Below are 23,443 nucleotides of genomic sequence, written 5' to 3' on the forward strand. Positions count from 1 at the left end.
TCTCTCAGTCCAACCAGACATATCCCGCGAGTCTCCCGGTGGTGCGGTCGCGGCGGTACGAGAAGTGATCCTCCGACTCCAGCGTGCAGACCGGCGACTGCTCCCGGTCACGCACCCCGAGGCGCGCGAGCTGGGCGTGCACTCCGGCGGCCACGTCCACCGCGGGTGTGCCCCAACTCGTCTCGGCGTGCGCCGTCGGCTCCCTGGCCGCCACCTCGGCGCGCATCGCCTCCGGCACCTCGTAGCACCGTCCGCAGACGGCCGGGCCGGTGCGAGCGACGATCCGGGACGGCTCGGCGCCCAGGTCGGTCATCGCGCGTAGCGCGGCCGGGACGACCCCGGCGATCATGCCGGGCCGCCCCGCGTGCGCCGCCGCGACGATCCCGGCGGCCGGGTCGGCCAGCAGGACCGGCACGCAGTCGGCGGCGAGGACGGCGAGGGCGAGACCCCGCTGCGCCGTGACGACCACGTCGACGTCGGGCACCGGACGATCACGCCATGGCCCGTCGGCCACCGCCACGTCCGTGCCGTGCACCTGGTTCATCCAGACCACCCGGCCCGGATCGAGCCCGAGCGACTTGGCGGCGAGATCCCGATTGGTCAGTACGGCGTCGGTGTCGTCCCCGACCGCCCCACCGAGGTTGAGCTCCTCATACGGAGCGGCGCTCACCCCGCCCCACCGGTCGGTGAAGGCGAAGTGCGCGCCGCTCACGGTGTCGCGCTGTGCTATCACGTCAGAAGGATCACTTAAGGAAGTCCGGAACGTCCAGCTCCTCCGCCGCGCTGTCGGCGTAGGTCCGCGACGGCGGGACCGGCGGGGCGACCGGGAGGTCGGCCACCGGCTCCGGCTCGGGCTCGGCCTCTTCCTTCGGCGTGACGCTGCCGAGGGAGCCGAACGACGGGCGGCTCTCGGTCTGCCGTGCCGGAGTGGGCTCCTCGCGGCGGGCCGAGGACGGAGAGGAGGAGGTCGAGCCGAGGACGTTGTCCCGGCGGGCCGGCGGCTGGCCGCCGTCGAAGCCGGCCGCGATCACGGTGACCCGGACCTCGTCGCCGAGGGCGTCGTCGATGACCGCGCCGAAGATGATGTTGGCCTCGGGGTGGGCGGCCTCGCTGACCAGCTGGGCGGCCTCGTTGATCTCGAACAGGCCGAGGTCGGAGCCGCCGGAGATGGAGAGCAGCACGCCCCGGGCGCCGTCGATGGACGCTTCCAGGAGCGGCGAGGAGATCGCCATCTCGGCGGCGGCCACCGCGCGGTCGTCGCCGCGGGCCGAGCCGATGCCCATGAGGGCCGAACCGGCCTCGGACATGACCGACTTGACGTCGGCGAAGTCGAGGTTGATGAGGCCGGGGGTGGTGATGAGGTCGGTGATGCCCTGGACACCGGAGAGGAGGACCTGGTCGGCCGACTTGAAGGCGTCGAGCACCGAGACCTGGCGGTCCGAGATGGACAGCAGCCGGTCGTTCGGGATGACGATGAGGGTGTCGACCTCTTCGCGGAGCTCGGCGATGCCGTCCTCGGCCTGGTTGGCGCGGCGGCGTCCCTCGAAGGTGAACGGGCGCGTGACCACGCCGATGGTGAGGGCGCCCAGCGAGCGTGCGATGTTGGCCACGACGGGCGCGCCGCCGGTACCGGTGCCGCCCCCTTCACCGGCCGTCACGAAGACCATGTCGGCCCCCTTGAGGACCTCCTCGATCTCCTCGCGGTGGTCCTCGGCGGCCTTGCGGCCGACGGCCGGGTTGGCTCCGGCGCCGAGTCCGCGGGTGAGTTCACGGCCGACGTCGAGCTTGACGTCGGCGTCGCTCATCAACAGAGCTTGCGCGTCGGTGTTGATAGCGATGAACTCGACGCCCTTGAGACCGACCTCGATCATCCGGTTGATGGCATTGACACCACCGCCGCCGACACCGATGACTTTGATGACTGCGAGGTAGTTCTGCGGTGCTGCCACGTCGAAGGCCTCTCGCCTCGAGTTACGGGTCGCCGGATCACGGGAAGCCTCTGCTTCGTGAAGCGACGACTGATGCCGAATGGGACGGTCCGTAGCGCCGACCCGAACCCTAACCCTGAAGTTTAGGGTTACCAGTGTGTCTGTTCCTTGAAGTCTTCTGAACAGGACACTAAGTCGACAAGTGGCGCACGTTCAACGAACACGCCGAACCTCCCGTTTTTCTTTTCACCCTATGTGATCAGCCATGTCGCTGCCCAACCAGGGTGCTGGCCTGCGCGAATGTGCGTCAACTCCCTGATGACGCAGGGGCGGTGGGAACGCTGACGTCGAAGTACCGCGCATCCGGCGAGGCTTTCATGAGAGCGGTGAGTGTGCGAGCCTTCGCAGCCCCCTTCTCGCCACTCCCCCAGGCGACGGTCGTGCCGCCGCTCAACACGAGTGAGATGTCGTCGTAGGAACGGACCTTGACGACCTGGGTACCCCGCGCGACGGCGTCCGGAAGGGCGTCGGCGACACGCACCGCCTCCCGCATCAGACGGGCCTCACCGAAGCGGCGCAGACTCGCGGCGGCGGAGCTCGACTGAGACACCGTCAATTCCAGCGCGGGAACGCCTTTCGGCTCCACGGAAACCGTGGCGAATCGGACGCCTTCCTTGTCCACTTCGACGAACTTTCCGTCCTTTTGGACAATCAGAACCGGAGTGCGCTCCGCCACTTTGACGCCGATTCCATGGGGCCAGGAGCGGACCACGTCAACCACGTCAATTCGGGGCAATTTCCGGCGCAGCCGTGCCTCAATCACGTCAGTGTCGACGGAAATCAGCGGCTTCCCGACAGGGACGTCGGCGGCCTCGAGGACCTGCGCGGGCGTCAGCACCCGGGTCCCGGAGACGGATACGCGCTCCACGCGCAGCCATGTGGAGCCGTACAGCAGCCAGACGGAACCCGCGCCGAGGAGTACGAGCACGACGAGAAGAATGATCATCGTACGAAGTCTCCGCACCCTCAACCGCCGGGCGAGGGGCGGGTCGGACGACTCCTGCTGGCGTTCACCGCGCTCGGCGGTCGTCGGTCCGGCCACGCTCCCTGCCCTCCGTCATACGGTTACTGGCGGCGGTGCGAGGCGATCGCCTCGTACACCATGCCGACGAGCAGGTCGTCGGCGTCCCGGCGGCCGAACTCGCTTGCGGCGCGGGACATCTCGTACAGCCGGTGCGGGTCGGCGAGCACGGGCAGGACGCTCTGCTGCACCCACTCGGGCGTCAGCTCCGCGTCGTCGACCAGCAGTCCGCCGCCGGCCTTGACCACCGGCTGGGCGTTCAGCCGCTGTTCGCCGTTGCCGATGGGCAGCGGGACATAGGCGGCCGGGAGTCCGACGGCGGAGAGTTCGGCGACGGTCATCGCGCCCGCGCGGCAGAGCATCATGTCGGCCGCGGCGTACGCGAGGTCCATCCGGTCCAGGTAACTTACCGGGATGTAGGGCGGCATTCCCGGCATCTGGTGCACTTGCGGCAGTTCGTTCTTCGGGCCGACCGCGTGCAGGATCTGGATTCCGGCCTGCTGGAGCCAGGGCGCGACCTGCTGGACGACCTCGTTGAGGCGGCGGGCCCCCTGCGAGCCACCGGAGACCAGCAGGGTGGGCAGGTTCGGGTCGAGCCCGAACGCGGCGCGGGCCTGCGGGCGCATCGCGGCCCGGTCGAGGGTGGCGATGGTCCGGCGCAGCGGGATGCCGATGTAGCGCGAGTTGCGCAGCTTGCTGTCCGGAGTGGAGACGGCGACCTGGGCGGCGTAACGCGAGCCGATCTTGTTGGCGAGGCCCGGGCGGGCGTTGGCCTCGTGGATGATGATCGGCACTCCGAGGCGCTTGGCAGCGAGGTAGCCGGGCAGGGCGACATAGCCGCCGAAGCCGACGACCGCGTCGGCCTTGGTGCGCTCCAGGATCTGCTCGGTCGCCTTGATCGTGCCGCGCAGCCGGCCCGGGACGGTGATCAGCTCGGGCGTGGGCTTGCGGGGCAGCGGCACGGCGGGGATCAGCGCAAGCTCGTAGCCGCGCTGAGGAACGAGTGTGGTCTCGAGCCCTCGCTCCGTGCCCAGGGCCGTGATCCCCACGGTCGGGTCCTGCCTGCGCAGGGCGTCCGCGAGGGCGAGCGCGGGCTCGATGTGGCCGGCGGTCCCCCCACCGGCGAGTACGACATGCACCGAAATTCACCGCTCTCCGGACGAGCGCGCCGCCGAGGCACGCCGTCGCATCGTGTTCCATCTCCGAGGCGCCCGGCCGGAGCCGGCGCCTCCCGCACGCTTTCTACCAAAGCGGGGTTGCCGCACGGAAAGCGCTGCCCGCGCAGCGGGCTCGTCGCGCGCGAACGCGATCAGCAGCCCGATGGCGAACATGGTCGGCAACAGGGCGGACCCTCCGTACGAGAACAGCGGAAGGGGGACGCCGGCGATCGGCAGCAGGCCGAGCACCGCACCGATGTTGATCACGGCTTGCGCGGTGATCCAGGTCGTCACGCCTCCCGCGGCATACCTCACGAAGCGGTCCTCCGTGCGTCCGGCCACGCGGATACCCGCATAGCCTAGAGCCGCGAAGAGGGCGAGCACCGACAGCGTCCCCGCCAGGCCCAGTTCCTCACCGGTGACGGCGAAGATGAAGTCGGTGTGGGCTTCGGGCAGTTGGCCCCATTTCTCCACACTCGCACCGAGCCCGGAGCCAAAGATTCCGCCGGAGGCCAGGGCATAGATGCCGTGCACGGCCTGCCAGCAGTCGACGGCTCCGCTGCGCGGTTCGGTGGCGCCCAGGCACTGCAGTCGCGCCATGCGGTTCGCGCTGGTCTTGATGAGGACCAGGCCGATCAGGCCGGCGACCGACAGGACCCCGACGAACAGCCGGGTCGGCGCCCCCGCCAGCCACAGCAGGCCGAACAGGATCGCCGACAGGATGATCGCCGTACCCATGTCGCCACCCAGCATGATCAGCCCGAGCAGCATGAAGGCGACCGGCACGAGCGGCACCAGCATGTGCTTCCACTGCGCCAGCAGCTTCCGGTCCTCCTTGCGGGCGATCAGGTCGGCGCCCCACAGCACCAGCGCGAGCTTGCCGAACTCACTGGGCTGGATCTGGAAGGAGCCGCCGAGGGCGATCCAGTTCTGGTTGCCGTTGACCGCGACTCCTATCCCGGGGACCTGCACCAGCGCCATCATGAAGACCGCGCCGGCGAGGATCGGGTAGGCCAGCGCCCGGTGCAGCTTCACGGGCATGCGCGAGGCGGCGAACAGCAGACCCGTGCCGATCACCGCGGCCAGCAGTTGCTTGCGGAAGAAGTACGACCCGGGCAGCGACATCTGCAGCGCGGTGATCTGGGAGGCCGAGTAGACCATCACCAGACCGAGCACGGTGATCAGCAGGCTGCCGCCGAGGATCAGGTAGTACGCGGTCAGCGGCCGGTCCCACGCCCTGTTCAGGCGGACGTAGAGCCGTCGTACGCCGTTGTCCTGCGACGGCCGGGGAACGACGGGACGCCGGACGGTCCGCTGGACGGGAGGCCCTCCCGTACGGCTACCGGGCATCGGCGCTCACCGCCCCGCCGTGGGGGTTGGTACCGTCCGGCCACATCCGAGTCACGCGTCCCTCCAAGGGTCCCGAAGCACCCGCAGTGGCCGAGACCCGCGTCAGGCGCCCGCGCCGAGTTCGCGAACCGCCTCCGCGAACGCGTCACCGCGCTGGTTGTAGTTGGCGAACATGTCCATCGAGGCACAAGCGGGTGCCAAGAGCACCGTGTCTCCGGCGACAGCGAGTCGCCGGGCTTCCTGGACTGCCGCGAGCATCGCCCCAGTGTCGGTCCGGTCGACGTCGACGACCGGTACTTCCGGCGCGTGTCGCGCGAGGGCTTCCCGGATCAGGCCGCGATCGGCGCCGATGAGCACGGCCGCGCGCAGTCGCTTTGCCGACTTGGCGACCAGTTCCTCGAAGACCGCGCCCTTGGCGAGCCCGCCCGCGATCCACACGATGGACTCGTACGCCGCCAACGAGGCTTCCGCCGCGTGGGTGTTGGTGGCCTTGGAGTCGTCGACGTACGCGACCCCTTCCAGGTCCGCCACGTGCGCGATGCGGTGGGCGTCCGGGGTGAAGGCCCGAAGGCCGTCCCGTACGGCCCTGGGGGGCACCCCGTAGGCCCGGGCGAGGGCCGCCGCCGCAAGGGCGTTGGCGATGTTGTGCGGGGCCGGCGGGTTGACGTCGGAGACCTCGGCGAGCTCCTGGGCGTTCTTGTGCCGGTCCTCGACGAAGGCACGGTCGACCAGGATGCCCTCCACGATGCCGAGTTGGGACGGGGCCGGGGTGCCCAGCGTGAAGCCGATGGCCCGGCAGCCCTCCTCGACGTCGGCCTCGCGGACCAGGTCCTCGGTGGCCTTGTCGGCGACGTTGTAGACGCAGGCGACGCGATTGCCCTCGTAGATACGGCCCTTGTCGGCGGCGTACGCCTCCATGGAGCCGTGCCAGTCGAGGTGGTCGGGGGCGAGGTTCAGGACGGCGGCGGAGTGGGCGCGCAGGGAGGGCGCCCAGTGCAGCTGGTAGCTGGACAACTCCACCGCCAGGACGTCGTACTGCTCGTCGCCGAGCACCGCGTCCAGGAGCGAGACGCCGATGTTGCCCACGGCGGCGGTGCGCAGGCCCGCCGCCTCAAGGATGGAGGCGAGCATCTGGACGGTGGTGGTCTTGCCGTTGGTGCCGGTGACGGCGAGCCAGGGCGCGGCGTCCGGGCGCCGCAGCCGCCAGGCGAGTTCCACGTCGCCCCAGACCGGGACGCCCGCTTCACGAGCCGCCGCGAACAGCGGCTTGTCCGGCTTCCAGCCGGGCGCGGTGACGATCAGCTCGGTGCCTTCGGGCAGGGTGGCTCCGTCACCGAGGCGTACGGCGATGCCGAGGGCCTCCAGGTCGGCGGCCTGGGCACGCGCGCGTGCGTCGTCGCCGTCGTTGACGACGGTGACCTTCGCGCCGAGGCCGTGCAGCACCTTGGCCGCCGGGATCCCGGAGACTCCGAGCCCGGCGACGGTGACGTTCTTGCCCTGCCAGTCGGTCACTTGTCCGCTGCCCATCCCGCGTAGAAGAGGCCCAGTCCGACAATCACACAGATGCCCTGAATGATCCAGAAGCGGACCACCACAAGGACTTCGGACCAGCCCTTGAGTTCGAAGTGGTGCTGGAGTGGCGCCATCCGGAAGACGCGTTTGCCGGTGAGGCGGAAGGAGCCGACCTGGATGACCACCGACATGGTGATCAGCACGAACAGGCCGCCGAGGATGGCGAGCAGGAACTCGGTGCGCGAGCAGATGGCGAGACCCGCGAGCGCGCCGCCGAGGGCCAGCGAACCGGTGTCACCCATGAAGATCTTGGCGGGCGAGGTGTTCCACCACAGGAAGCCGAGGCAGGCGCCCATCAGCGCCGAGGAGACGACGGCGAGGTCGAGTGGATCTCGCACTTCGTAACAGGCACCCGGGTTGCTGAGGGTCTGCGCGTTGGCGCAGGACTCCTGGAACTGCCACACACCGATGAAGGTGTAGGCGCCGAAGACCAATACGGAGGCGCCGGTGGCGAGGCCGTCCAGACCGTCCGTCAGGTTCACGCCGTTCGACATGGCGAGGATCATGAACAGCGCCCAGACGACGAACAGCACCGGGCCGATGGACCAGCCGAAGTCCTGCACGAAGGAGAGCTTCGTGGAGGCCGGGGTGTTGCCGCGGTTGTCCGCGAACTGGAGCGAGAGCACCGCGAAGGCGATACCGCCGAACAGTTGGCCGGCCATCTTGGCCTTGGCCCGCAGACCCAGCGAGCGACGCTTGACGATCTTGATGTAGTCGTCCAGGAAGCCGACCAGCCCCATGCCGGCCATCAGACCGATCACCAGGATTCCGGAGAACGTCGGCGGCTTGCCGGTGATCAGCTTGGACAGGAAGTACGCGGCGATCGTCGCCAGGATGAAGGCGATACCACCCATGGTCGGCGTACCGCGCTTGGCGTGGTGCTCACGCGGGCCGTCGTCACGGATGTACTGGCCGTAGCCCTTGCGGGCCAGCAGCTTGATCAGCAACGGAGTGCCGATCAGGGTCAGGAAGAGGCCAATGACTCCTGAGAACAGGATCTGATTCATCATCGGGCGGCAACCTCACCCTCGGTACCGCCCGCGAGCAGCGCCTCGGCGACGCCCTCCAGACCGACCGAACGGGACGCCTTCACGAGCACGACGTCCCCCGGGCGCAACTCGCTGCGCAACAGGTCGACCGCCGCCTGTGCGTCGGACACGTGCACCGACTCCTCACCCCACGAACCCTCGTTATATGCGCCCAGTTGCAGCCAGGACGCTTCCCTGCCCCCGACCGCGACGAGCTTGCTGACGTTGAGCCGGACGGCGAGCCGTCCGACCGCGTCGTGCTCGGCGAGCGCCTCGTCCCCGAGCTCGGCCATCTTGCCGAGCACCGCCCAGGTCCGCCGCCCCTTGCCCATCGCCGCGAGCGCGCGCAGGGCGGCTCGCATGGACTCGGGGTTCGCGTTGTAGGCGTCGTTGACGACCGTCACGCCGTCCGGGCGCTCGGTGACCTCCATCCGCCAGCGGGAGAGGGAGCCCGCCTCGGAGAGCGCGGTGGCGATCTCTTCCGCGGACATGCCCAGCTCATGGGCGACGGCGGCCGCGGCGAGCGCGTTCGACACGTGGTGCTCACCGTACAGGCGCATGGTCACATCGCTGCACCCGGAGGGTGTGTGAAGCATGAAGGAGGGCTGTCCGCTGTCCGTGAGTCGCACGTTCTCGGCGCGTACGTCCGCTTCGCCGGACTCTCCGAAAAGGATCACCTTCGCCTTCGTACGGGATGCCATGGCCCGTACGAGGGGGTCGTCCCCGTTCAGGATCGCGGCGCCGCCGTCACTCGCGGCAGGGAGGTTCTCGACGATCTCGCCCTTGGCCTGCGCGATCTGCTCGCGGCCGCCGAATTCGCCGATGTGGGCGGTGCCGACGTTGAGCACGAGGCCGATCTTCGGGGGCGTCAGATCGGTGAGGTAGCGGATGTGGCCGATGCCGCGGGCGCCCATCTCCAGGACGAGGAACCTCGTCTCCTCGGTGGCGCTCAGGGCGGTCAGCGGCAGCCCGATCTCGTTGTTGAACGAGCCCGGCGTCCACACGGTCGGCGCCTTGCGCTGGAGGACCTGGGCGATCAGGTCCTTGGTGCTGGTCTTGCCGGCCGAGCCGGTCAGGGCCACGAGGGTCGCGCCGAGCCGTCGTACGACATGCCGGGCGAGGGCGCCGAGGGCCTTCTGAACGTCGGCCACGACGATCGCGGGCACCCCCACGGGACGTGAGGCCAGGACGGCGACGGCACCCGCCGCCACGACCGCCGACGCGTAGTCGTGGCCGTCCACGCGCTCGCCGACGAAGGCGGCGAAGAGGCTGCCGGGCTCCACTTCACGGGAGTCCCGGACGACGGATCCGGTGACCTGGACGGACGGATCCGGTATGTCGTACGTCTGCCCGCCGACGACTTCTGCGATCTCGGCGAGAGAGAGGGCGATCACAAGTTCATCCCTGGGTCTTCTGGATAGCTTCGCGAAGCACCTGGCGGTCGTCGAAGGGACGGACCACTCCGGCGATGTCCTGGCCCTGCTCATGGCCCTTGCCCGCGACCAGCACGGTGTCGCCCGGCTCGGCGCGCGCCACGGCTGCGGCGATCGCGGCGGCCCGGTCCTCGAATACCTGGACCTCGCCACGCTCGTGCACCGGCACGGACGCCGCGCCCTGGAGCATGGTTGCGAGGATCGCCAGGGGGTCCTCGGAACGGGGGTTGTCGGAGGTCAGTACGGCGGTGTCGGCGAGCCGGGCGGCGGCGGCGCCCATCGGCTCGCGCTTGGTCGTGTCGCGGTCCCCGCCGCAGCCGAGCACGATGTGCAGGCTGCCCTCGGTGACCTTGCGCAGCGCCTTGAGCACCGATTCGACGGCGTCGGTCTTGTGGGCGTAGTCCACGACCGCGAGATACGGCTGCCCGGCGTCCACCCGCTCCAGCCGGCCCGGCACGCCCGGCACGGCGGCGATGCCGTCGGCGGCAGCCTGTACATCGAGGCCGGCGGCGGCCAGGGCGGTGATGGCGGCGAGGGTGTTCGCCACGTTGAAGGGGCCCGCGATCGGCGATCTGGCGGCGATCCGCTCGCCCTTGGGGCCGATCACGGTGAAGGTCGAGTCCATGGGGCCGATCGCCACGTCGTCGGCGCGCCAGTCGGCGTCCGGGTGGCCCTCGGCGGAGAAGGTGACGACCGGAACGGTGGCTTCCTTGACGAGCCTGCGGCCGTACTCGTCATCGAGGTTGACGACGCCGAGTTTGCTGCGTTTCGGGGTGAACAGCTGCGCCTTGGCCCGGAAGTAGTCCTCCATGTCGGAGTGGAACTCCATGTGCTCCGGGCTGAGGTTGGTGAAGACGGCGATGTCGAAGACACAGGCGTCCACCCGGCCGAGCACCAGCGCGTGGCTGGACACCTCCATGGCGACCGCCTCGACACCGCGCTCGCGCATGACGGCGAACAGGGCCTGGAGGTCGGTGGCTTCGGGGGTGGTGCGCTCGGACTTGATGCGCTCGTCGCCGATGCGCATCTCGACCGTGCCGATGAGACCGGTGGCCCGGGCGGTCTTGAGGGCGCCCTCGACGAGATACGCGGTGGTGGTCTTGCCGGAGGTGCCGGTGATGCCGATCTGGAGGAGGTCGCGGCCGGGGTGGCCGTAGATCGTGGCCGCCAGTTCACCCATCTGCCCGCGCGGGTTCTCGACCACCAGCACCGGCAGGCCGGTCGCGGCGGCGCGCTCGGCGCCGGTCGGATCGGTCAGCACGGCGACCGCGCCGAGGCTCGCGGCCTGCGTCACGAAGTCGGCGCCGTGCAGGCGGGCGCCCGGGAGGGCGGCGTACAGATCGCCGGGGCGGACGGCGCGCGAGTCATGGGTGATGCCCGTGACATCGACGGCGTCCGCGCGGTCCGGCGCGGTGGCACCCAGCTGATCGGCAAGTTCCGCGAGGGGTGTGGCGGAGACCTGCGCCGGCCTGGGCGGTCCCGGATAGGTCACGGGTTGCCCCTTCTGGGTGGTTTGGGACTGATCAGCGTGTGGCACGGCGGTGAGCGTACCGGGCGTACCCGCCCGGGAGCGAAGTGAGGGGCGGGGGTCGCCCTGGTTCCCGGAGTCGGGAGTGATCGTTGTCACGAGGTGGTTCCTGGCTGCTCGGTGCTGATCAGGGTGGTCGGGGTCGTGGTCAGGGCCGGTAGGCCACCGGGAGCTTCGCGGCCTTGGCCCCGGTCGGCGGGACCTGGAGGGTCTTCAGGGCGAACTCCATCACCTGCTTGTAGATCGGTCCGCAGATCTGGCCACCGAAGTAGTTGCCCTGGGTGGCGTTCTGGATGGCGCAGTAGACCGTGATCCGGGGCTTGTCGGCGGGTGCGAAACCGGCGAACGACGACGTGTAGCCGCGGTACTTGCCGGTGGCCGGATCCACTCGGTTCGCCGTACCCGTCTTGCCCGCGACCCGGTAGCCGGGGATCCGCGCCTTGGTACCGGTGCCCTCCCTGTCGTCCACGACCGACTCCAGCATCTGGGCGAGCGTCTTCGCCGTCTTCGCGCTGATGACCCTGGTCTTCTTGGGCTCCTTGGCGGAGGTGAACTGCCCGTCGGGCCCCTTGGTGCCGCGCACGATGCTGGGTTCGACGCGTACGCCGCCGTTGGCGATGGTCGAGTACACGGAGGCCGCCTGCATCGCGTTGATGGACACGCCCTGGCCGAAAGGAATCGTGTACTGCTGCGAGGTCGACCACTTGTCCGGGACGGCGAGGATGCCCGGGGTCTCGCCGGGGAAGCCGAGCCCGGTATAGCTGCCGAGGCCGAACTTGCGCAGGTAGTCGTAGAGGACCTTGTTGGACTGCGGCTGGGTCTTGCCGAGCTGGCCGGTGGCGAGGATGGTGCCGATGTTGCTGGACTTGGCGAGCACGCCGTTGAGCGTGAGGTACCAGGTGTCGTGGTCGATGTCGTCCTTGAAGAGCCGGTCGCCGCGGTGCAGCCGGTTGGGCACGATGACATGCGTGCCCGGCGTGGCCACGCCCTCCTCCAGTACGGCGGCCATCGACATGACCTTCGCGGTGGAGCCGGGCTCGAAGGCGTCCTGGAGGGCCGCGTTGCCCATGTTCGCGCTGCTGGCCTCGGAGAGGTCGTTGGGGTCGAAGCCGGGCGAGTTGGCCATGGCGAGGATCTCGCCGGTGCGGGTGTCCTGGACGATCACATAGCCGCGGTCCGCCTTGGACTCCTGGACCTGCTTGGTGATGGCGTTCTGCGCGGCCCACTGGATGTCGCGGTCGATGGTGAGCTCGACGTCGCTGCCGGGCACGGCGGGCGTCTCGGTGGAGCCCACGGTGGGGACCTGCCGGCCGCCGGACTGGGCGTAGCGGATCTCGCCGTCCTTGCCGGAGAGCTGCTTGTTCAGCTGCTGCTCGACACCGCCGCCGCCCTTGCCGTCGGAGTTGACCCAGCCCAGTATCCCGGCTGCGAGGTCGCCGTTCGGGTACACGCGCTTGCTGCTGGCGACCGACAGGACGCCCGCGAGGACGTTGACGGTGCTCTTGTCGCTCTCGGACTTGGTGGCCAGCGCGGTCTTCAGGTCCTTGATCTGCTTCCAGACCTGCGGGGTCTGGCGGCTCGCCAGCAGGGTGTAGCGCAGGTTCTTGTTCGCGGGCCGCAGCTTGTGGGCGATCTTCTCCGGCTCCTGGCCGAGGATCGGCGCGAGAAGGGCGGCCGCCTGCTCGGGGCCGTCGTCGACCTTCAGCTGCTCGGGGGCGAACAGCGTGGGGTCGGCCGTGATGTCGTACGCGTCCACGCTGGCCGCCAGGGCGACGCCGTTGCGGTCGGTGATGCCCCCGCGCTCGGCGGCCAGGGTGTAGCCGACGTACCGGTTCTTCTCGGCCTTGGCGGCGTAGGTGCTGGCGTCGACGCCCTGCACCTGGAGGAGCCGTACGACGAAGGCGATCAGGACGAGGGTCAGGGCCAGGCCGACCATGCGCAGCCGGGGGCGGGGGCTGCCGAGCCGGATGACTCCGGTGACCGGCGGACGGGGGCGTGCCGGGCGGCGGGCCGGGCGGGCGCCGGGGCCGGGGCGCCGCTGGGCGCCTGCGGAGCGGGCGGGCTTCGCGGGTCCGGGCACGCGGCGGCGCGGCGGTTCCCTGTCGGACACTTCCGTCACCTGCCGGGGGTCGAGTACGGGGCGGTGGACTGGGCGGACGGGAGGGGCTGCTGAACGGAGGGCGCGTACTGGGGTTCGGCGTACGAGGCCGCGGGCTGAGGCACGGCGGGGGTGGCCTCGGGAGCCGGCGTCGTGGGCGTCGCACTGGCTGCCGAGGGCACGTTGGGCTCGCTGACCAGGGCCTCGGGAGGGAGGAGCAGGGAGTCGTACGCGGCGGTCTGCCCGGCGGGCGCGGGGCTGGGGACGCCCTTGACGGTGCCGTCGGGGTTGAGGAAGGCGGGGTCGCCGCCGGGGACCATGCCCAGTTCGCGGGCGCGGCGCTGGAGGGCCTCGGGGGCGGAGTAGGCGTCGATGTCCCGCTGGAGCGACTGCTCCTCGTCGGTGAGGGACTTCGTCTCCTTCTGCAGGTCGTCGAGTCTGAACGCGCCTTCACTGAGGGCGGAGTTCAGCACGAGGAGCCCGATGAGGCCGCCGCCGAGAAGGAGGACGACGAGGAGGACGAAGGGGGCGCGGGCGGCATGCCCGATCCCCGCGGGGAAGAGCCGCGCGAGCCGGGCGGCCCGACCCCTCAGTTCGGGTTTCCTACTCACTCACCCTCCCCCAAGCGATTCTCCGACTCATGGGTTTGTTTTCTGGACCCGGACATCCGCCCCGCCCCCCGCGTTGCGCCCCTCATTCGATGGACTCCCTGATGCGTTCGGCGCCACGCAGGCGCGCCGGTGCCGCGCGCCGGTTCTCGGCGACCTCTTCCTCGGTGGGAAGTTCGGCACCGCGCGTCAGCAGCTTGAGCCGGGGCTGGTACTGCTCGGGGACAACCGGCAGCCCGGGCGGGGCGGTATTGGCGGCGCCGGCCGCGAACACCTGCTTGACCAGCCGGTCCTCCAGCGACTGGTACGACAGCACGGCGATCCGCCCGCCGACGTCGAGGGCCGCCACGGCGGCCGGGATCGCCCGCTCCAGGACGGAGAGCTCGCCGTTGACCTCGATGCGCAGCGCCTGGAAGGTGCGCTTGGCCGGGTTGCCGCCGGTGCGCTTGGCGGCCTGCGGCAGCGCGTCCCGGATGAGCTCCACCAGCCGGGCGCTGTTCGTGAACGGCTCCTTGTCCCGCTCACGCACCACGGCGGCCACGATCCGCTTGGCCTGCTTCTCCTCGCCGTACGCGCGCAGGATCCGGACGAGTTCGCCGGCCGGGTAGGTGTTGAGGACCTCGGCGGCGCTGATGCCGCTCGTCTGGTCCATGCGCATGTCGAGGGGGGCGTCCTGGGCGTAGGCGAAGCCGCGGTCGGCCTCGTCGAGCTGCATGGAGGAGACGCCGAGGTCGAACAGGACGCCCTGCACGCGCGCGATGCCGAGCCTGGCCAGGACGTCGGGCAGCTCGTCGTAGACGGCGTGCACGAGGTTGGCGCGCTCGCCGAACGTCGCGAGCCGTTCGCCGGACAGGCGCAGGGCCTCCTTGTCGCGGTCGAGGGCGACGAGCCGGGCCTCGGGGAACCGCTCGAGGAGAGCCTCGCTGTGGCCGCCGAGCCCGAGCGTGCAGTCGACGACCACGGCTCCCGGCCGCTGCAGCGCGGGTGCCAACAGGTCCAGGCACCGCTGGAGCATCACCGGGACATGTCGACTCTGGCTCAAGGGGCCCTCTCAGATCCGGCGGGCGTGCACGCACCGCCGGGTCCCCACCCTCCCCCGGCGAACTGGGGGACCCCCAGTGAAGGGGAGGCCTGCCGGCGCCGGAAGCGTCAGCCGACCGGGAGCGGGAGGAGGCCGAGCCGTACGTACGCGCCGCGCACGCGGGGAGATCTCCGGAAAGTCGCCGGGGTCTCCGGGGAATTCAGTCCAGCAGGGAGCCTCGCCTCCCGCTTCGCGTCACTTTAGTCCACCGTCTGCCGCGGTCAATCAACCGGCCTGCGCGTCGCCGCTTCGGGTTGCGCCGCTGCCGCGCTGCGCGGAAATTCGCTCGTATGGGCGCACTCACGACACCCCTGTGGGTTAGCTCACAACAAGGCTCGATGGCGTTCTTTGTCCCCTCTCACAACGGGTCCGTTCGAGGCGTGACCAGTACCGTCATGGGTATGACGACTTCTGCATCGGTTCCCACTGGCCCCCAGGGCGCGATAGCCGACCGCGGCACGGTCACCGACCGTCTCGTCGAGGCGAACGAGCGCTATGCCGCCGCCTTCACCGACCCGGGCATGGACGCCCGGCCCGTGCTCCACGTCGCCATCGTCGCCTGTATGGATGCCCGACTCGACCTGCACGCCGCGCTCGGCCTGGAGCTCGGCGACTGCCACACCATCCGCAACGCGGGGGGTGTCGTCACCGACGACGTGATCCGCTCGCTCACCATCAGCCAGCGCAAGCTCGGCACCCGCAGTGTCGTGCTGATCCACCACACCGGCTGCGGTCTGGAGTCCCTCACCGAGGACTTCCGCACCGAGCTGGAGCTGGAGGTCGGCCAGCGCCCCGCCTGGGCGGTGGAGTCCTTCCGCGACGTCGACCAGGACGTGCGGCAGTCGATGCAGCGCGTGCGCACCTCGCCGTTCCTGGTGCACACCGACGACGTACGCGGCTTCGTCTTCGACGTGAAGACGGGTCTGCTGCGCGAGATCGACCCCGCGTAACCCTCCGCCGCGCCTGTCGTTTCGCTGTCAATTCGGCCTCTGGAGCGCACAAAAGGCCCTAAGCCCTGACATATCGCGGACAGTTGTCCACAGTCGAGTGACACGAATCGGTAACGGCAGCAAGAATGCGAGTGTGGCAGCACGCGGAACGTTTCACGCGTGGTGTCCGTGTTCCAGGGGTGGGCCGGTCCGCATCGCGTCGGCCCGGAAAGAACGGGCCGAGGAGGGCCGGGTGACGACCTATGACGATCGAGCGAGCCTCACTGATCTGACCGCCACTGCGGAGCGTGTCCGCAGTTCGGTGGAGGGTGTGATCGAGGGCAAGCCCGAGGTCGTACGGCTTTCGCTGACCGTACTGCTCGCCGAGGGGCATCTTCTGATCGAGGATGTCCCCGGCGTGGGCAAGACGATGCTGGCCAAAGCGCTGGCACGATCCATCGACTGTTCGGTCCGGCGTATCCAGTTCACGCCCGACCTGCTGCCGTCCGACATCACCGGTGTGTCGATCTGGGACCAGCAGCGCAAGGACTTCGAGTTCAAGCCCGGCGCGATCTTCGCCCAGATCGTGATCGGCGACGAGATCAACCGTGCCTCGCCGAAGACCCAGTCCGCGCTGCTGGAGTCCATGGAGGAGCGCCAGGTCACGATCGACGGGCAGACCTATGAGCTGCCGAGCCCTTTCATGGTGGTGGCGACGCAGAACCCGGTCGAGATGGAGGGCACCTATCCGCTGCCCGAGGCCCAGCGCGACCGCTTCATGGCCCGTGTCTCCGTCGGCTACCCCAGCATGGAGGCCGAGCTGCAGATGCTGGACGTACACGGCGGTGTCTCGCCGCTGGAGGACCTCCAGCCGGTGGCGCACGCGCACGACATCGTGAAGCTGATCGACGCCGTCCGCGGCGTCCACGTCGCCGAACCGGTCCGGCGGTACGCGGTGGAGCTGGTCGCCGCCACGCGCACGCACCCCGACCTCAGACTCGGCGCCTCGCCGCGCGCGACGCTGCATCTGCTGCGCGCGGCGAAGGCGTCCGCAGCCCTGAGCGGCCGGGAGTACGCACTGCCGGACGACGTGCAGGCCCTCGCCGTGGCCGTCCTGGCCCACCGCCTGCTGCCCACGGCCCAGGCCCAGCTGAACCGGCGTACGTCCGAGCAGGTCGTCCAGGAGATCATGCAGCGCACCCCGGTGCCCGCCGCCCCCCAGCAGCAGACCGGCTTCGGAGGCCTCGGCCGGGGCACTCCGGGGTACGGCCAGCAGCCGCCGCGGAGGCTCGGATGACCTCCGGTGGGACCGGCCAGGCGGAGGCGGACCGCGGTGAGAAGAGCGGGATCCGCACCGCACTGGCCGGTCTGACCACGCGTGGCCGCTCCTTCCTGGCCGCCGGCATCGCGGCCGCCATCTGCTCCTACGTCCTCGGGCAGAGCGACCTGCTGCGCGTCGGGCTGCTCCTCGCGGTGCTCCCGCTGGTCTGCGCGACGGTGCTGTACCGCACGCGCTACCGGGTCGCGGGCAGCCGCAGGCTCTCCCCCGCGCGCGTGCCCGCCGGCAGCGAGGCCCGCGTCCATCTGCGGATGGACAACGTCTCCCGGCTGCCCACGGGCCTGCTCATGCTCCAGGACCGGGTGCCGTACGTCCTCGGACCGCGCCCCCGCTTCGTCCTGGACCGAGTGGAGGCGGGCGGCCGCCGCGAGGTGTCCTACCGTGTGCGCTCCGACCTGCGCGGCCGCTATCCGCTGGGCCCGCTGCAGCTGCGCCTGAGCGACCCGTTCGGCATGTGCGAGCTGACCCGCTCCTTCTCGACGCAGGACACCCTGACGGTCATCCCGCGCGTGGAGCCGTTGCCGCCGGTGCGCTTCAGCGGCGAGGCGAAGGGCTACGGCGACGGACGCCAGCGCTCGCTCGCGCTGGCCGGCGAGGACGACGTGATCCCGCGCGGCTACCGCTACGGCGACGATCTGCGCCGTGTGCACTGGCGCTCCACCGCCCGCTACGGCGAGCTGATGGTGCGCCGCGAGGAGCAGCCGCAGCGCGCCCGGTGCACGGTGCTGCTGGACACCCGGGGCCCGGCCTTCCAGGGCGCGGGCCCCGACTCGGCCTTCGAGTGGGCCGTGTCGGGCACGGCGTCCGTTCTGGTCCACATGCTCGAACGGGGCTTCTCCGTCCGGCTCCTGACGGACACCGGCAGCTCGGTGCCCGCCGAGGGCGCCGACGGGTTCGCGGGCGCGAGCCAGGAGTCCGCGGACGCGGCCGGGCTGATGATGGACACCCTCGCGGTGATCGACCACTCGGACGGCACGGGTCTGTCGCGGGCGTACGACGTCATGCGGGGCGGCAACGAAGGGCTGCTGGTCGCCTTCTTCGGCGACCTCGACGAGGAGCAGGCGACGGTGGCCGCCAAGATGCGGCAGCGCAGCGGCGGCGCGGTGGCCTTCGTGCTGGACAGCGGGTCCTGGGTGCGGGAACCCACCGATGTGCCCGGCGCGTTGGACAGGGGCGAGGAGCGGCTGCGGATGCTGCGGGAGGCAGGCTGGACAGCCCTGAGCGTGCCGCGGGGCGCTTCGCTGGACGAGCTGTGGCGCCAGGCGGACCGTGCGCGCACGGACGCGGCCGCGATCAGCGGCACGTACGGCGAGGGGGGACGGGCATGAGCGGGCGGACACGGATGGCGCTGAGCGCCGCGGCGGCCACGCTGATGGCGTCCTGCGCCCTGCTGCCCCTGGTCTCCCCGGTCACCTGGCTGCTGCAGGCGATCTTCCTGCTGGCGATCCAGACGGGCGTGGGCATGGCGACCCGGCGGGTGCCGCTGGCCCGGCCCCTGACGGTGGCGGCGCAGGCCCTCGTCGCCCTGATGCTGCTGACCCTGACCTTTGCCAACCAGCAGGCGATCATCGGGATGATCCCCGGGCCCGAGGCGTTCGCCCACTTCGGCGAGCTGCTGCAGACGGGCGCGGACGATGTCAGCCGGTACTCGATTCCGGCGCCGCTGTCGGACGGCATCCGGCTGATGCTCATCGGCGGGGTCCTGATCATCGGCCTGGCGGTGGACACCCTGGCGGTGACGTTCCGCAGCGCCGCCCCGGCCGGGCTGCCGCTGCTGGCGCTGTACTCGGTCGCCGCGGGGCTGTCCGAGGGCGGCGCGGACTGGCTGTGGTTCCTGGTCGCCGCCGCGGGCTATCTGATGCTGCTCCTGGCCGAGGGGCGTGACCGGCTCTCGCAGTGGGGCCGGGTCTTCGGCGGGGCGCCACGGATGCCGGGCGGGGAGCCGACCGGCGCGGTGGCTCCGGTCCGTACCGGGCGGCGCATCGGCGTGGTCGCGCTGGGCATCGCCCTGGCGGTGCCGCTGGCTCTGCCCGCGATGAACGGCGGCCTGCTGGGCCCCGCGGGCACAGGGGTCGGCTCCGGCAGCGGGAGCGGCGGCACGATCTCGGCGGTGAACCCGCTGGTGTCCCTGCGCGACAGTCTGAACGTGGACGAGGACCGCGAGGTCCTCTCCCTGAAGTCCGACACGGCCGACCTGTCGAGCATGTATCTGCGGATCGTCTCCCTGGACGACTTCGACGGCACCACCTGGCAGCCGGCCAAGCGCAGCATCCAGGCCGTGCCCAACGAGTTCCCCACGCCCTTCGGCCTCGGCCCGGACGTGAAGCGCTCACAGGTCGAGACGACCGTCTCGGCAGCGGACTGGTACGCGCAGAACTGGCTGCCGATGCCGTACCCGCCCAGGGGTGTCGACATCGCGGGCAACTGGCGGTACGAACCGCTGGGCATGACGGTCGTGGGCGACCGCCGCCAGACCACGCGCGGGGCGACGTACACCGTGCGCAGCCTCGACGTGCAGCCGACGGCGAAGCAGCTCGCGAACGCACCGGCGGCGCCCGCGGCCCTGAGGCGCGAGTTCACCGAGCTGCCCGACACTCTGCCCACGGCGGTCGCCCGGACCGCGCGCGAGGTCACCGAGGGGGCGGACAACCCCTACGAGCAGGCCGTCAAGCTCCAGGAGTACTTCGCCGTCACGGGCGGCTTCCAGTACGACACCAACGTCAAGGTCGGCAGCGGCCGGCAGGCGATCGCCCGCTTCCTGAAGGACAAGCAGGGCTTCTGCGTCCACTTCTCCTTCGCGATGGCGGCGATGGCCCGCTCGCTGGACATACCGGCACGGGTGGCGGTGGGCTTCGCGCCCGGCACCCCGCAGGGCGACAACTCCGTCTCGGTGGGCCTGAAGGACGCACACGCCTGGCCGGAGCTGTACTTCGAGGGCGTGGGCTGGACCCGCTTCGAGCCGACGCCGACCCGTGGTTCGGTGCCGTCGTACACCCAGTCGGACACGACCGGCTCGACGCTGCCGGACGTGGCGCGGCCCTCTCAGTCGGCGAGCACAGGGCCCTCGGCCTCGCCCTCGACGAGCGAGAGCTGCGCGGGACAGAACCCGGAACTGTGCGCGAGCGAGTCACCGGAAGCCGCACTCGTCACGGACGACGACGGCCCGAAGTGGTACGTCATCCTGGCCTGGGCCCTGGGAGGGGCCGCGGCGCTGCTGATCCCGTTGGCGCCGATGCTGTGGCGGCTGCGGACCAGAGCGGTGCGGCTCGGAGGGCACGGTCGCACGGAGGCGGACGTATCGCTCCACACGCTGGCGGTCTGGCAGGAACTCACGGACACCGCCTGGGACTTCGGCATCTCCCCGGACGACTCTCAGACCCCCCGCAAGACCGCTGCCCGCATCGTCCGCCTGGGCCATCTCGACCCACCGGCCGCGGCCTCGGTGCACCGGGTGGCCGACGCGGTGGAACAGGTCCTCTACGCCCCCAGCCCCCTCCCGCCGGCCGGCCTGGCGGAGGACGTCCGCGGCATCCTGTCCGACCTCGAGTCGAAGTCCCCCTGGACGACGATCCTGCGCGCCCGTCTGGCCCCACGCTCCAGCGTGCGGGTCGCCTGGGCGCTGTCGGACTGGTGGGCCAACGTCAAACGGCGCGCCGCCTCGGCCCGCCCGACGTTGCGCAGGCCCTCCACGCCGGGTCAGCGCGGGTGACCGGCCGGGCTCGGGCTGCCGGGCCCGGCTCACCCAGCCGGACGTAGGCACACCGCAACCCAGCCGGACCCGGACGCACGTCACCGGGCGTAGGGACACGTCAGGGGGTGACCACCCACCGGTGGTCACCCCCTGCGTCTGTTCAGGATGCTCGTCGAGCTAATGGCCGCCCTGTTCGTCACGGCGGCGCTGCCAGCGCTGTTCGATACGGTCCATCATGGAGCGCTTCTGACGTGGCTGGCGGCGCGCCTGCTGGCCACCCGCGGGCTGCTCGCCCGGCTTGGGGGCCTTGCGCCAACCGGTCACGGCGAGTACCGCACAGCCCAGCATGACGAGGAAGCCCACCACGCTCAGCCACACCTGCTTGGCGACCATTCCAGCCATGAGGAGCGCGATACCTACAAGGAAGCCCGCGACCGCCTGGTAGACCCGTCGCCGGGTGTACGTACGCAGCCCGCTTCCCTCAAGCGCTGTCGCGAACTTGGGATCTTCGGCGTACAGCGCTCGCTCCATCTGCTCGAGCATTCGCTGCTCGTGCTCCGAGAGCGGCACGGAGTCCTCCTCATCGTGCAGTCGCCGGGGCGACCCGGGGGGTCCCTTCAGGATAGGCAGGGAATCGCCCCCGTGAAACCCGCCCCTCTACGCCAATTGGCCAACCGGGCTCCGTCATGGACGTCCCGGCTCGCTGAGATCTGCATTCCCCAGCGGCCGACCCGTCATGCCGGAACGGTCTCCCTCGATCATACGGCGCCGCGCGTCCGATCGGGGGGCCTGTGGCGTACTCCATGTGCAGCCAAGCCCCTGATCAACGGCGCGCCCCTGGGGTCCGCTCACGGAAAACGGCTCAGGCCCCGGAGGTCTCCCGCGTCTCTCCCAGCACGTGGAGCTGCGTGGCCACGGAGTGGAAGGCCGACAGCTCTGCCGCGGCCTCCTCCAGCTTCAGCAGCGCCTCCAGAGCGCCGGGCTCGGTGTCCACCAGCACGCCCGGGACCAGGTCGGCGAAGACCCGCACCCCGTGCACGGCCCCCACCCGCAGGCCGGCGCCCTCGACCAGCCCGGTGAGCTGCTCGGCGGTGAATCGGCGCGGCACGGGGTCACCCTTGCCCCAGCGGCCGTCCGGGTCCTCCAGGGCCTGCTTGGCCTCCTTGAAGTGACCGGCGAGGGCCCGCGCCAGCACGGCGCCGCCCAGACCGGCGGCGAGCAGGCTGAGGACGCCCTCGGCGCGCAGGGCGGCCACGGCGTTGCGGACGCCCTCGGCGGGGTCGTCGACGTACTCCAGGACGCCGTGACACAGCACTACGTCGTACCCGCCGCGCTCGACCACGTCGAAGAGGCCGTGGGCGTCGCCCTGGACGCCCTGCACCCGGTCGGCGACCTCGGCCTCGGCGGCGCGCCGCTCCAGGGCGAAGAGCGCGTTCGGGCTGGGGTCGACGACGGTGACGCGGTGACCGAGGCGGGCCAGGGGCACGGCGAAGTTGCCGCTGCCGCCCCCGGTGTCCAGGACGTCCAGCGCCTGCCGCCCCGTGGCCTTGACCCGGCGGTCCAGGGCGTCCTGGAGGACCTCCCAGACCACGGCGGTACGGAGAGAGGCGCGGGATTGAGAGGCGCCGGAGCGCAGCGACGTCCCCTGAGGGTGGTGGTGGGAGACGGGCGGGCGCATCGGGTCCGACACGGCGTTTGACTCCTCGGCGCGGCACCGCCGTCTGCACGGCGGAGCGAACGGGCTGCCTCCGGGCCGCCCGGTCACGGGTGGGGAAGGCTTCAGGCGCCCTCCACCCTATTGCCTACGCCGGCCCACCCGCCCATCGCGGTGCCGCGCGACGCCGACCGTCTCGCCGGACGGACGGTGATGCCCAGGGCGGGCCCGGACCGGGGGACTTCGCGGGCGCAGGCCGGGTACCGGCGTCCGACGCCGGAGCCCCGGTAACACCCGCGGCGCAGGCCCAGGATCCCCTCTCAGCCCGCGTCCGGCATGTCGTCCCGCGCGTGACGCGAACCCTCGGCCCCCTCCCCGTCCGTCCCGTCCATGTCCGGTCGCGGTTGCGGCAGGACCGGCTGGAGCACCAGCATCCGCTCGACGAGGCGCAGGAACATCGCCACGTCGCGTATCAGGTCGTCGGCGTCCCGGCGGCTGGCCGCGCCCTGGATGCCCGCCTCGGCCCGGGCGCGGCGCCGGGCGCCGGAGGCGAACAGCGCACTCCACTCGGCGAGTTCGGGCGCGATCTCGGGGAGCACTTCCCATGCGCTCCTGATGCGGGCCCGGCGCCTGGGGTTGGGTTCCGGTCGCCCCCGCGCGGCGAGTACGGCGGCGGCGATGCGCAGGGCGGCGAGGTGGGCTGTGGCGTAGCGCTCGTTCGACGTTTCCAGTACGGCGGTTTCGTCCAGTCCGGCACGGGCCTGGGCAAGCAGGTCGAGGGCGGCGGGCGGGGCCGTGGTCCGGCGGAGCACGGGGTGCACGTCGCTCGCCGGGCCGGTCAGTGAGGGGGCAGGGCCGGTGGCGCGGCGCCGGCGGGCGGCTGCTGCGTGATAGCTGGCCATGACGAACCTCCTGTCGTCTGTGTGACGGCACGCCCTGATACGGGATGCCGTATGTGCCCATCGT

19 protein-coding genes are annotated in these 23,443 nt (G+C 71.0%); 4 read left to right on the plus strand and 15 right to left on the minus strand.

What is annotated here, in order from left to right; genetic code table 11:
• Nucleotides 1–4: 4 nt before the first annotated feature.
• The 12 genes from pgeF to rsmH form a co-directional block, all read right to left on the minus strand.
• Nucleotides 5–733, minus strand: coding sequence for a peptidoglycan editing factor PgeF (pgeF, locus tag ACZ7M7_RS01880; protein ID WP_472111820.1), 729 nt, complete (start codon nt 731–733; stop codon nt 5–7).
• 10 nt (nt 734–743) lie between these two features.
• Nucleotides 744–1,949, minus strand: a complete 1,206-nt coding sequence (gene ftsZ / locus ACZ7M7_RS01885; protein ID WP_383596622.1) for a cell division protein FtsZ — start codon at nt 1,947–1,949, stop codon at nt 744–746.
• Nucleotides 1,950–2,235: 286 nt separating this feature from the next.
• Nucleotides 2,236–3,030, minus strand: a complete 795-nt coding sequence (locus tag ACZ7M7_RS01890; protein ID WP_472111823.1) for a cell division protein FtsQ/DivIB — start codon at nt 3,028–3,030, stop codon at nt 2,236–2,238.
• Nucleotides 3,031–3,053: 23 nt separating this feature from the next.
• Nucleotides 3,054–4,148 (minus strand): undecaprenyldiphospho-muramoylpentapeptide beta-N-acetylglucosaminyltransferase, encoded by a 1,095-nt coding sequence (murG, locus tag ACZ7M7_RS01895; RefSeq protein WP_383596616.1) that lies wholly within the window; start codon nt 4,146–4,148, stop codon nt 3,054–3,056.
• Between the two features lie 6 nt (nt 4,149–4,154).
• Nucleotides 4,155–5,516: a putative lipid II flippase FtsW gene (gene ftsW / locus ACZ7M7_RS01900; RefSeq protein ID WP_472111826.1), complete on the minus strand. Its 1,362-nt coding sequence runs from the start codon at nt 5,514–5,516 to the stop codon at nt 4,155–4,157.
• A 102-nt stretch (nt 5,517–5,618) separates the two neighbouring features.
• On the minus strand, nt 5,619–7,043 hold the full coding sequence (gene murD / locus ACZ7M7_RS01905; RefSeq protein WP_451169361.1) for a UDP-N-acetylmuramoyl-L-alanine--D-glutamate ligase: 1,425 nt from the start codon (nt 7,041–7,043) through the stop codon (nt 5,619–5,621).
• Complete coding sequence (mraY, locus tag ACZ7M7_RS01910; RefSeq protein WP_328882238.1) at nt 7,025–8,098, minus strand: phospho-N-acetylmuramoyl-pentapeptide-transferase; 1,074 nt, start codon at nt 8,096–8,098, stop codon at nt 7,025–7,027. Before mraY ends, murD begins: the two co-directional genes overlap by 19 nt.
• Nucleotides 8,095–9,510 (minus strand): UDP-N-acetylmuramoyl-tripeptide--D-alanyl-D-alanine ligase, encoded by a 1,416-nt coding sequence (locus tag ACZ7M7_RS01915; protein WP_383596607.1) that lies wholly within the window; start codon nt 9,508–9,510, stop codon nt 8,095–8,097. The genes mraY and ACZ7M7_RS01915 overlap by 4 nt, the downstream gene beginning before the upstream one ends.
• A 4-nt stretch (nt 9,511–9,514) precedes the next feature.
• Nucleotides 9,515–11,041, minus strand: coding sequence for a UDP-N-acetylmuramoyl-L-alanyl-D-glutamate--2,6-diaminopimelate ligase (locus ACZ7M7_RS01920; protein ID WP_383596604.1), 1,527 nt, complete (start codon nt 11,039–11,041; stop codon nt 9,515–9,517).
• A gap of 184 nt (nt 11,042–11,225) precedes the next feature.
• Nucleotides 11,226–13,187, minus strand: coding sequence for a peptidoglycan D,D-transpeptidase FtsI family protein (locus ACZ7M7_RS01925; RefSeq protein ID WP_472111831.1), 1,962 nt, complete (start codon nt 13,185–13,187; stop codon nt 11,226–11,228).
• A gap of 5 nt (nt 13,188–13,192) precedes the next feature.
• Entirely contained in the window at nt 13,193–13,786 is a 594-nt protein-coding gene (ftsL, locus tag ACZ7M7_RS01930; protein WP_472111834.1) for a cell division protein FtsL, read from the minus strand.
• Nucleotides 13,787–13,868: 82 nt separating this feature from the next.
• A complete protein-coding gene (rsmH, locus tag ACZ7M7_RS01935; protein ID WP_383596596.1) occupies nt 13,869–14,825 on the minus strand; it encodes a 16S rRNA (cytosine(1402)-N(4))-methyltransferase RsmH in 957 nt (318 codons plus the stop codon).
• A 377-nt stretch (nt 14,826–15,202) separates the two neighbouring features.
• Here rsmH and ACZ7M7_RS01940 point away from each other — a divergent pair, with 377 nt between their 5' ends.
• The 4 genes from ACZ7M7_RS01940 to ACZ7M7_RS01955 all read left to right on the plus strand — a co-directional run bounded on the left by ACZ7M7_RS01940 (nt 15,203) and on the right by ACZ7M7_RS01955 (nt 20,841).
• On the plus strand, nt 15,203–15,814 hold the full coding sequence (locus tag ACZ7M7_RS01940) for a beta-class carbonic anhydrase (RefSeq protein WP_383596593.1): 612 nt from the start codon (nt 15,203–15,205) through the stop codon (nt 15,812–15,814).
• Between the two features lie 232 nt (nt 15,815–16,046).
• Nucleotides 16,047–17,090: an AAA family ATPase gene (locus ACZ7M7_RS01945; RefSeq protein ID WP_383623868.1), complete on the plus strand. Its 1,044-nt coding sequence runs from the start codon at nt 16,047–16,049 to the stop codon at nt 17,088–17,090.
• Nucleotides 17,087–18,460 (plus strand): DUF58 domain-containing protein, encoded by a 1,374-nt coding sequence (locus ACZ7M7_RS01950; protein WP_383623871.1) that lies wholly within the window; start codon nt 17,087–17,089, stop codon nt 18,458–18,460. Before ACZ7M7_RS01945 ends, ACZ7M7_RS01950 begins: the two co-directional genes overlap by 4 nt.
• Nucleotides 18,457–20,841 (plus strand): transglutaminase TgpA family protein, encoded by a 2,385-nt coding sequence (locus tag ACZ7M7_RS01955; protein ID WP_472111840.1) that lies wholly within the window; start codon nt 18,457–18,459, stop codon nt 20,839–20,841. Before ACZ7M7_RS01950 ends, ACZ7M7_RS01955 begins: the two co-directional genes overlap by 4 nt.
• 159 nt (nt 20,842–21,000) lie before the next feature.
• Here ACZ7M7_RS01955 and ACZ7M7_RS01960 read toward each other — a convergent pair whose 3' ends face one another.
• The 3 genes from ACZ7M7_RS01960 to ACZ7M7_RS01970 all read right to left on the minus strand — a co-directional run bounded on the left by ACZ7M7_RS01960 (nt 21,001) and on the right by ACZ7M7_RS01970 (nt 23,379).
• Entirely contained in the window at nt 21,001–21,393 is a 393-nt protein-coding gene (locus ACZ7M7_RS01960) for a DUF3040 domain-containing protein (protein ID WP_048583452.1), read from the minus strand.
• A gap of 292 nt (nt 21,394–21,685) precedes the next feature.
• Complete coding sequence (locus ACZ7M7_RS01965; RefSeq protein WP_383596583.1) at nt 21,686–22,513, minus strand: class I SAM-dependent methyltransferase; 828 nt, start codon at nt 22,511–22,513, stop codon at nt 21,686–21,688.
• Between the two features lie 284 nt (nt 22,514–22,797).
• The gene (locus ACZ7M7_RS01970; protein WP_427841476.1) at nt 22,798–23,379 is read right to left on the minus strand and encodes an SAV_6107 family HEPN domain-containing protein; all 582 of its coding nucleotides are present in this window, start codon (nt 23,377–23,379) and stop codon (nt 22,798–22,800) included.
• Nucleotides 23,380–23,443: the final 64 nt, after the last annotated feature.

The organism is Streptomyces sp. NPDC111606, from assembly GCF_055656945.1.

What these genes read in the sequence shown, in the direction of transcription:
- ACZ7M7_RS01955 (WP_472111840.1), top strand. Translation starts at nt 18,457, where the DNA reads ATGAGCGGGCGGACACGGATGGCGCTGAGCGCCGCGGCGGCCACGCTG.
- mraY (WP_328882238.1), bottom strand. Translation starts at nt 8,098, where the DNA reads ATGATGAATCAGATCCTGTTCTCAGGAGTCATTGGCCTCTTCCTGACC.
- murD (WP_451169361.1), bottom strand. Translation starts at nt 7,043, where the DNA reads ATGGGCAGCGGACAAGTGACCGACTGGCAGGGCAAGAACGTCACCGTC.
- ACZ7M7_RS01970 (WP_427841476.1), bottom strand. Translation starts at nt 23,379, where the DNA reads ATGGCCAGCTATCACGCAGCAGCCGCCCGCCGGCGCCGCGCCACCGGC.
- ftsW (WP_472111826.1), bottom strand. Translation starts at nt 5,516, where the DNA reads ATGCCCGGTAGCCGTACGGGAGGGCCTCCCGTCCAGCGGACCGTCCGG.
- ACZ7M7_RS01940 (WP_383596593.1), top strand. Translation starts at nt 15,203, where the DNA reads ATGGCGTTCTTTGTCCCCTCTCACAACGGGTCCGTTCGAGGCGTGACC.
- ACZ7M7_RS01950 (WP_383623871.1), top strand. Translation starts at nt 17,087, where the DNA reads ATGACCTCCGGTGGGACCGGCCAGGCGGAGGCGGACCGCGGTGAGAAG.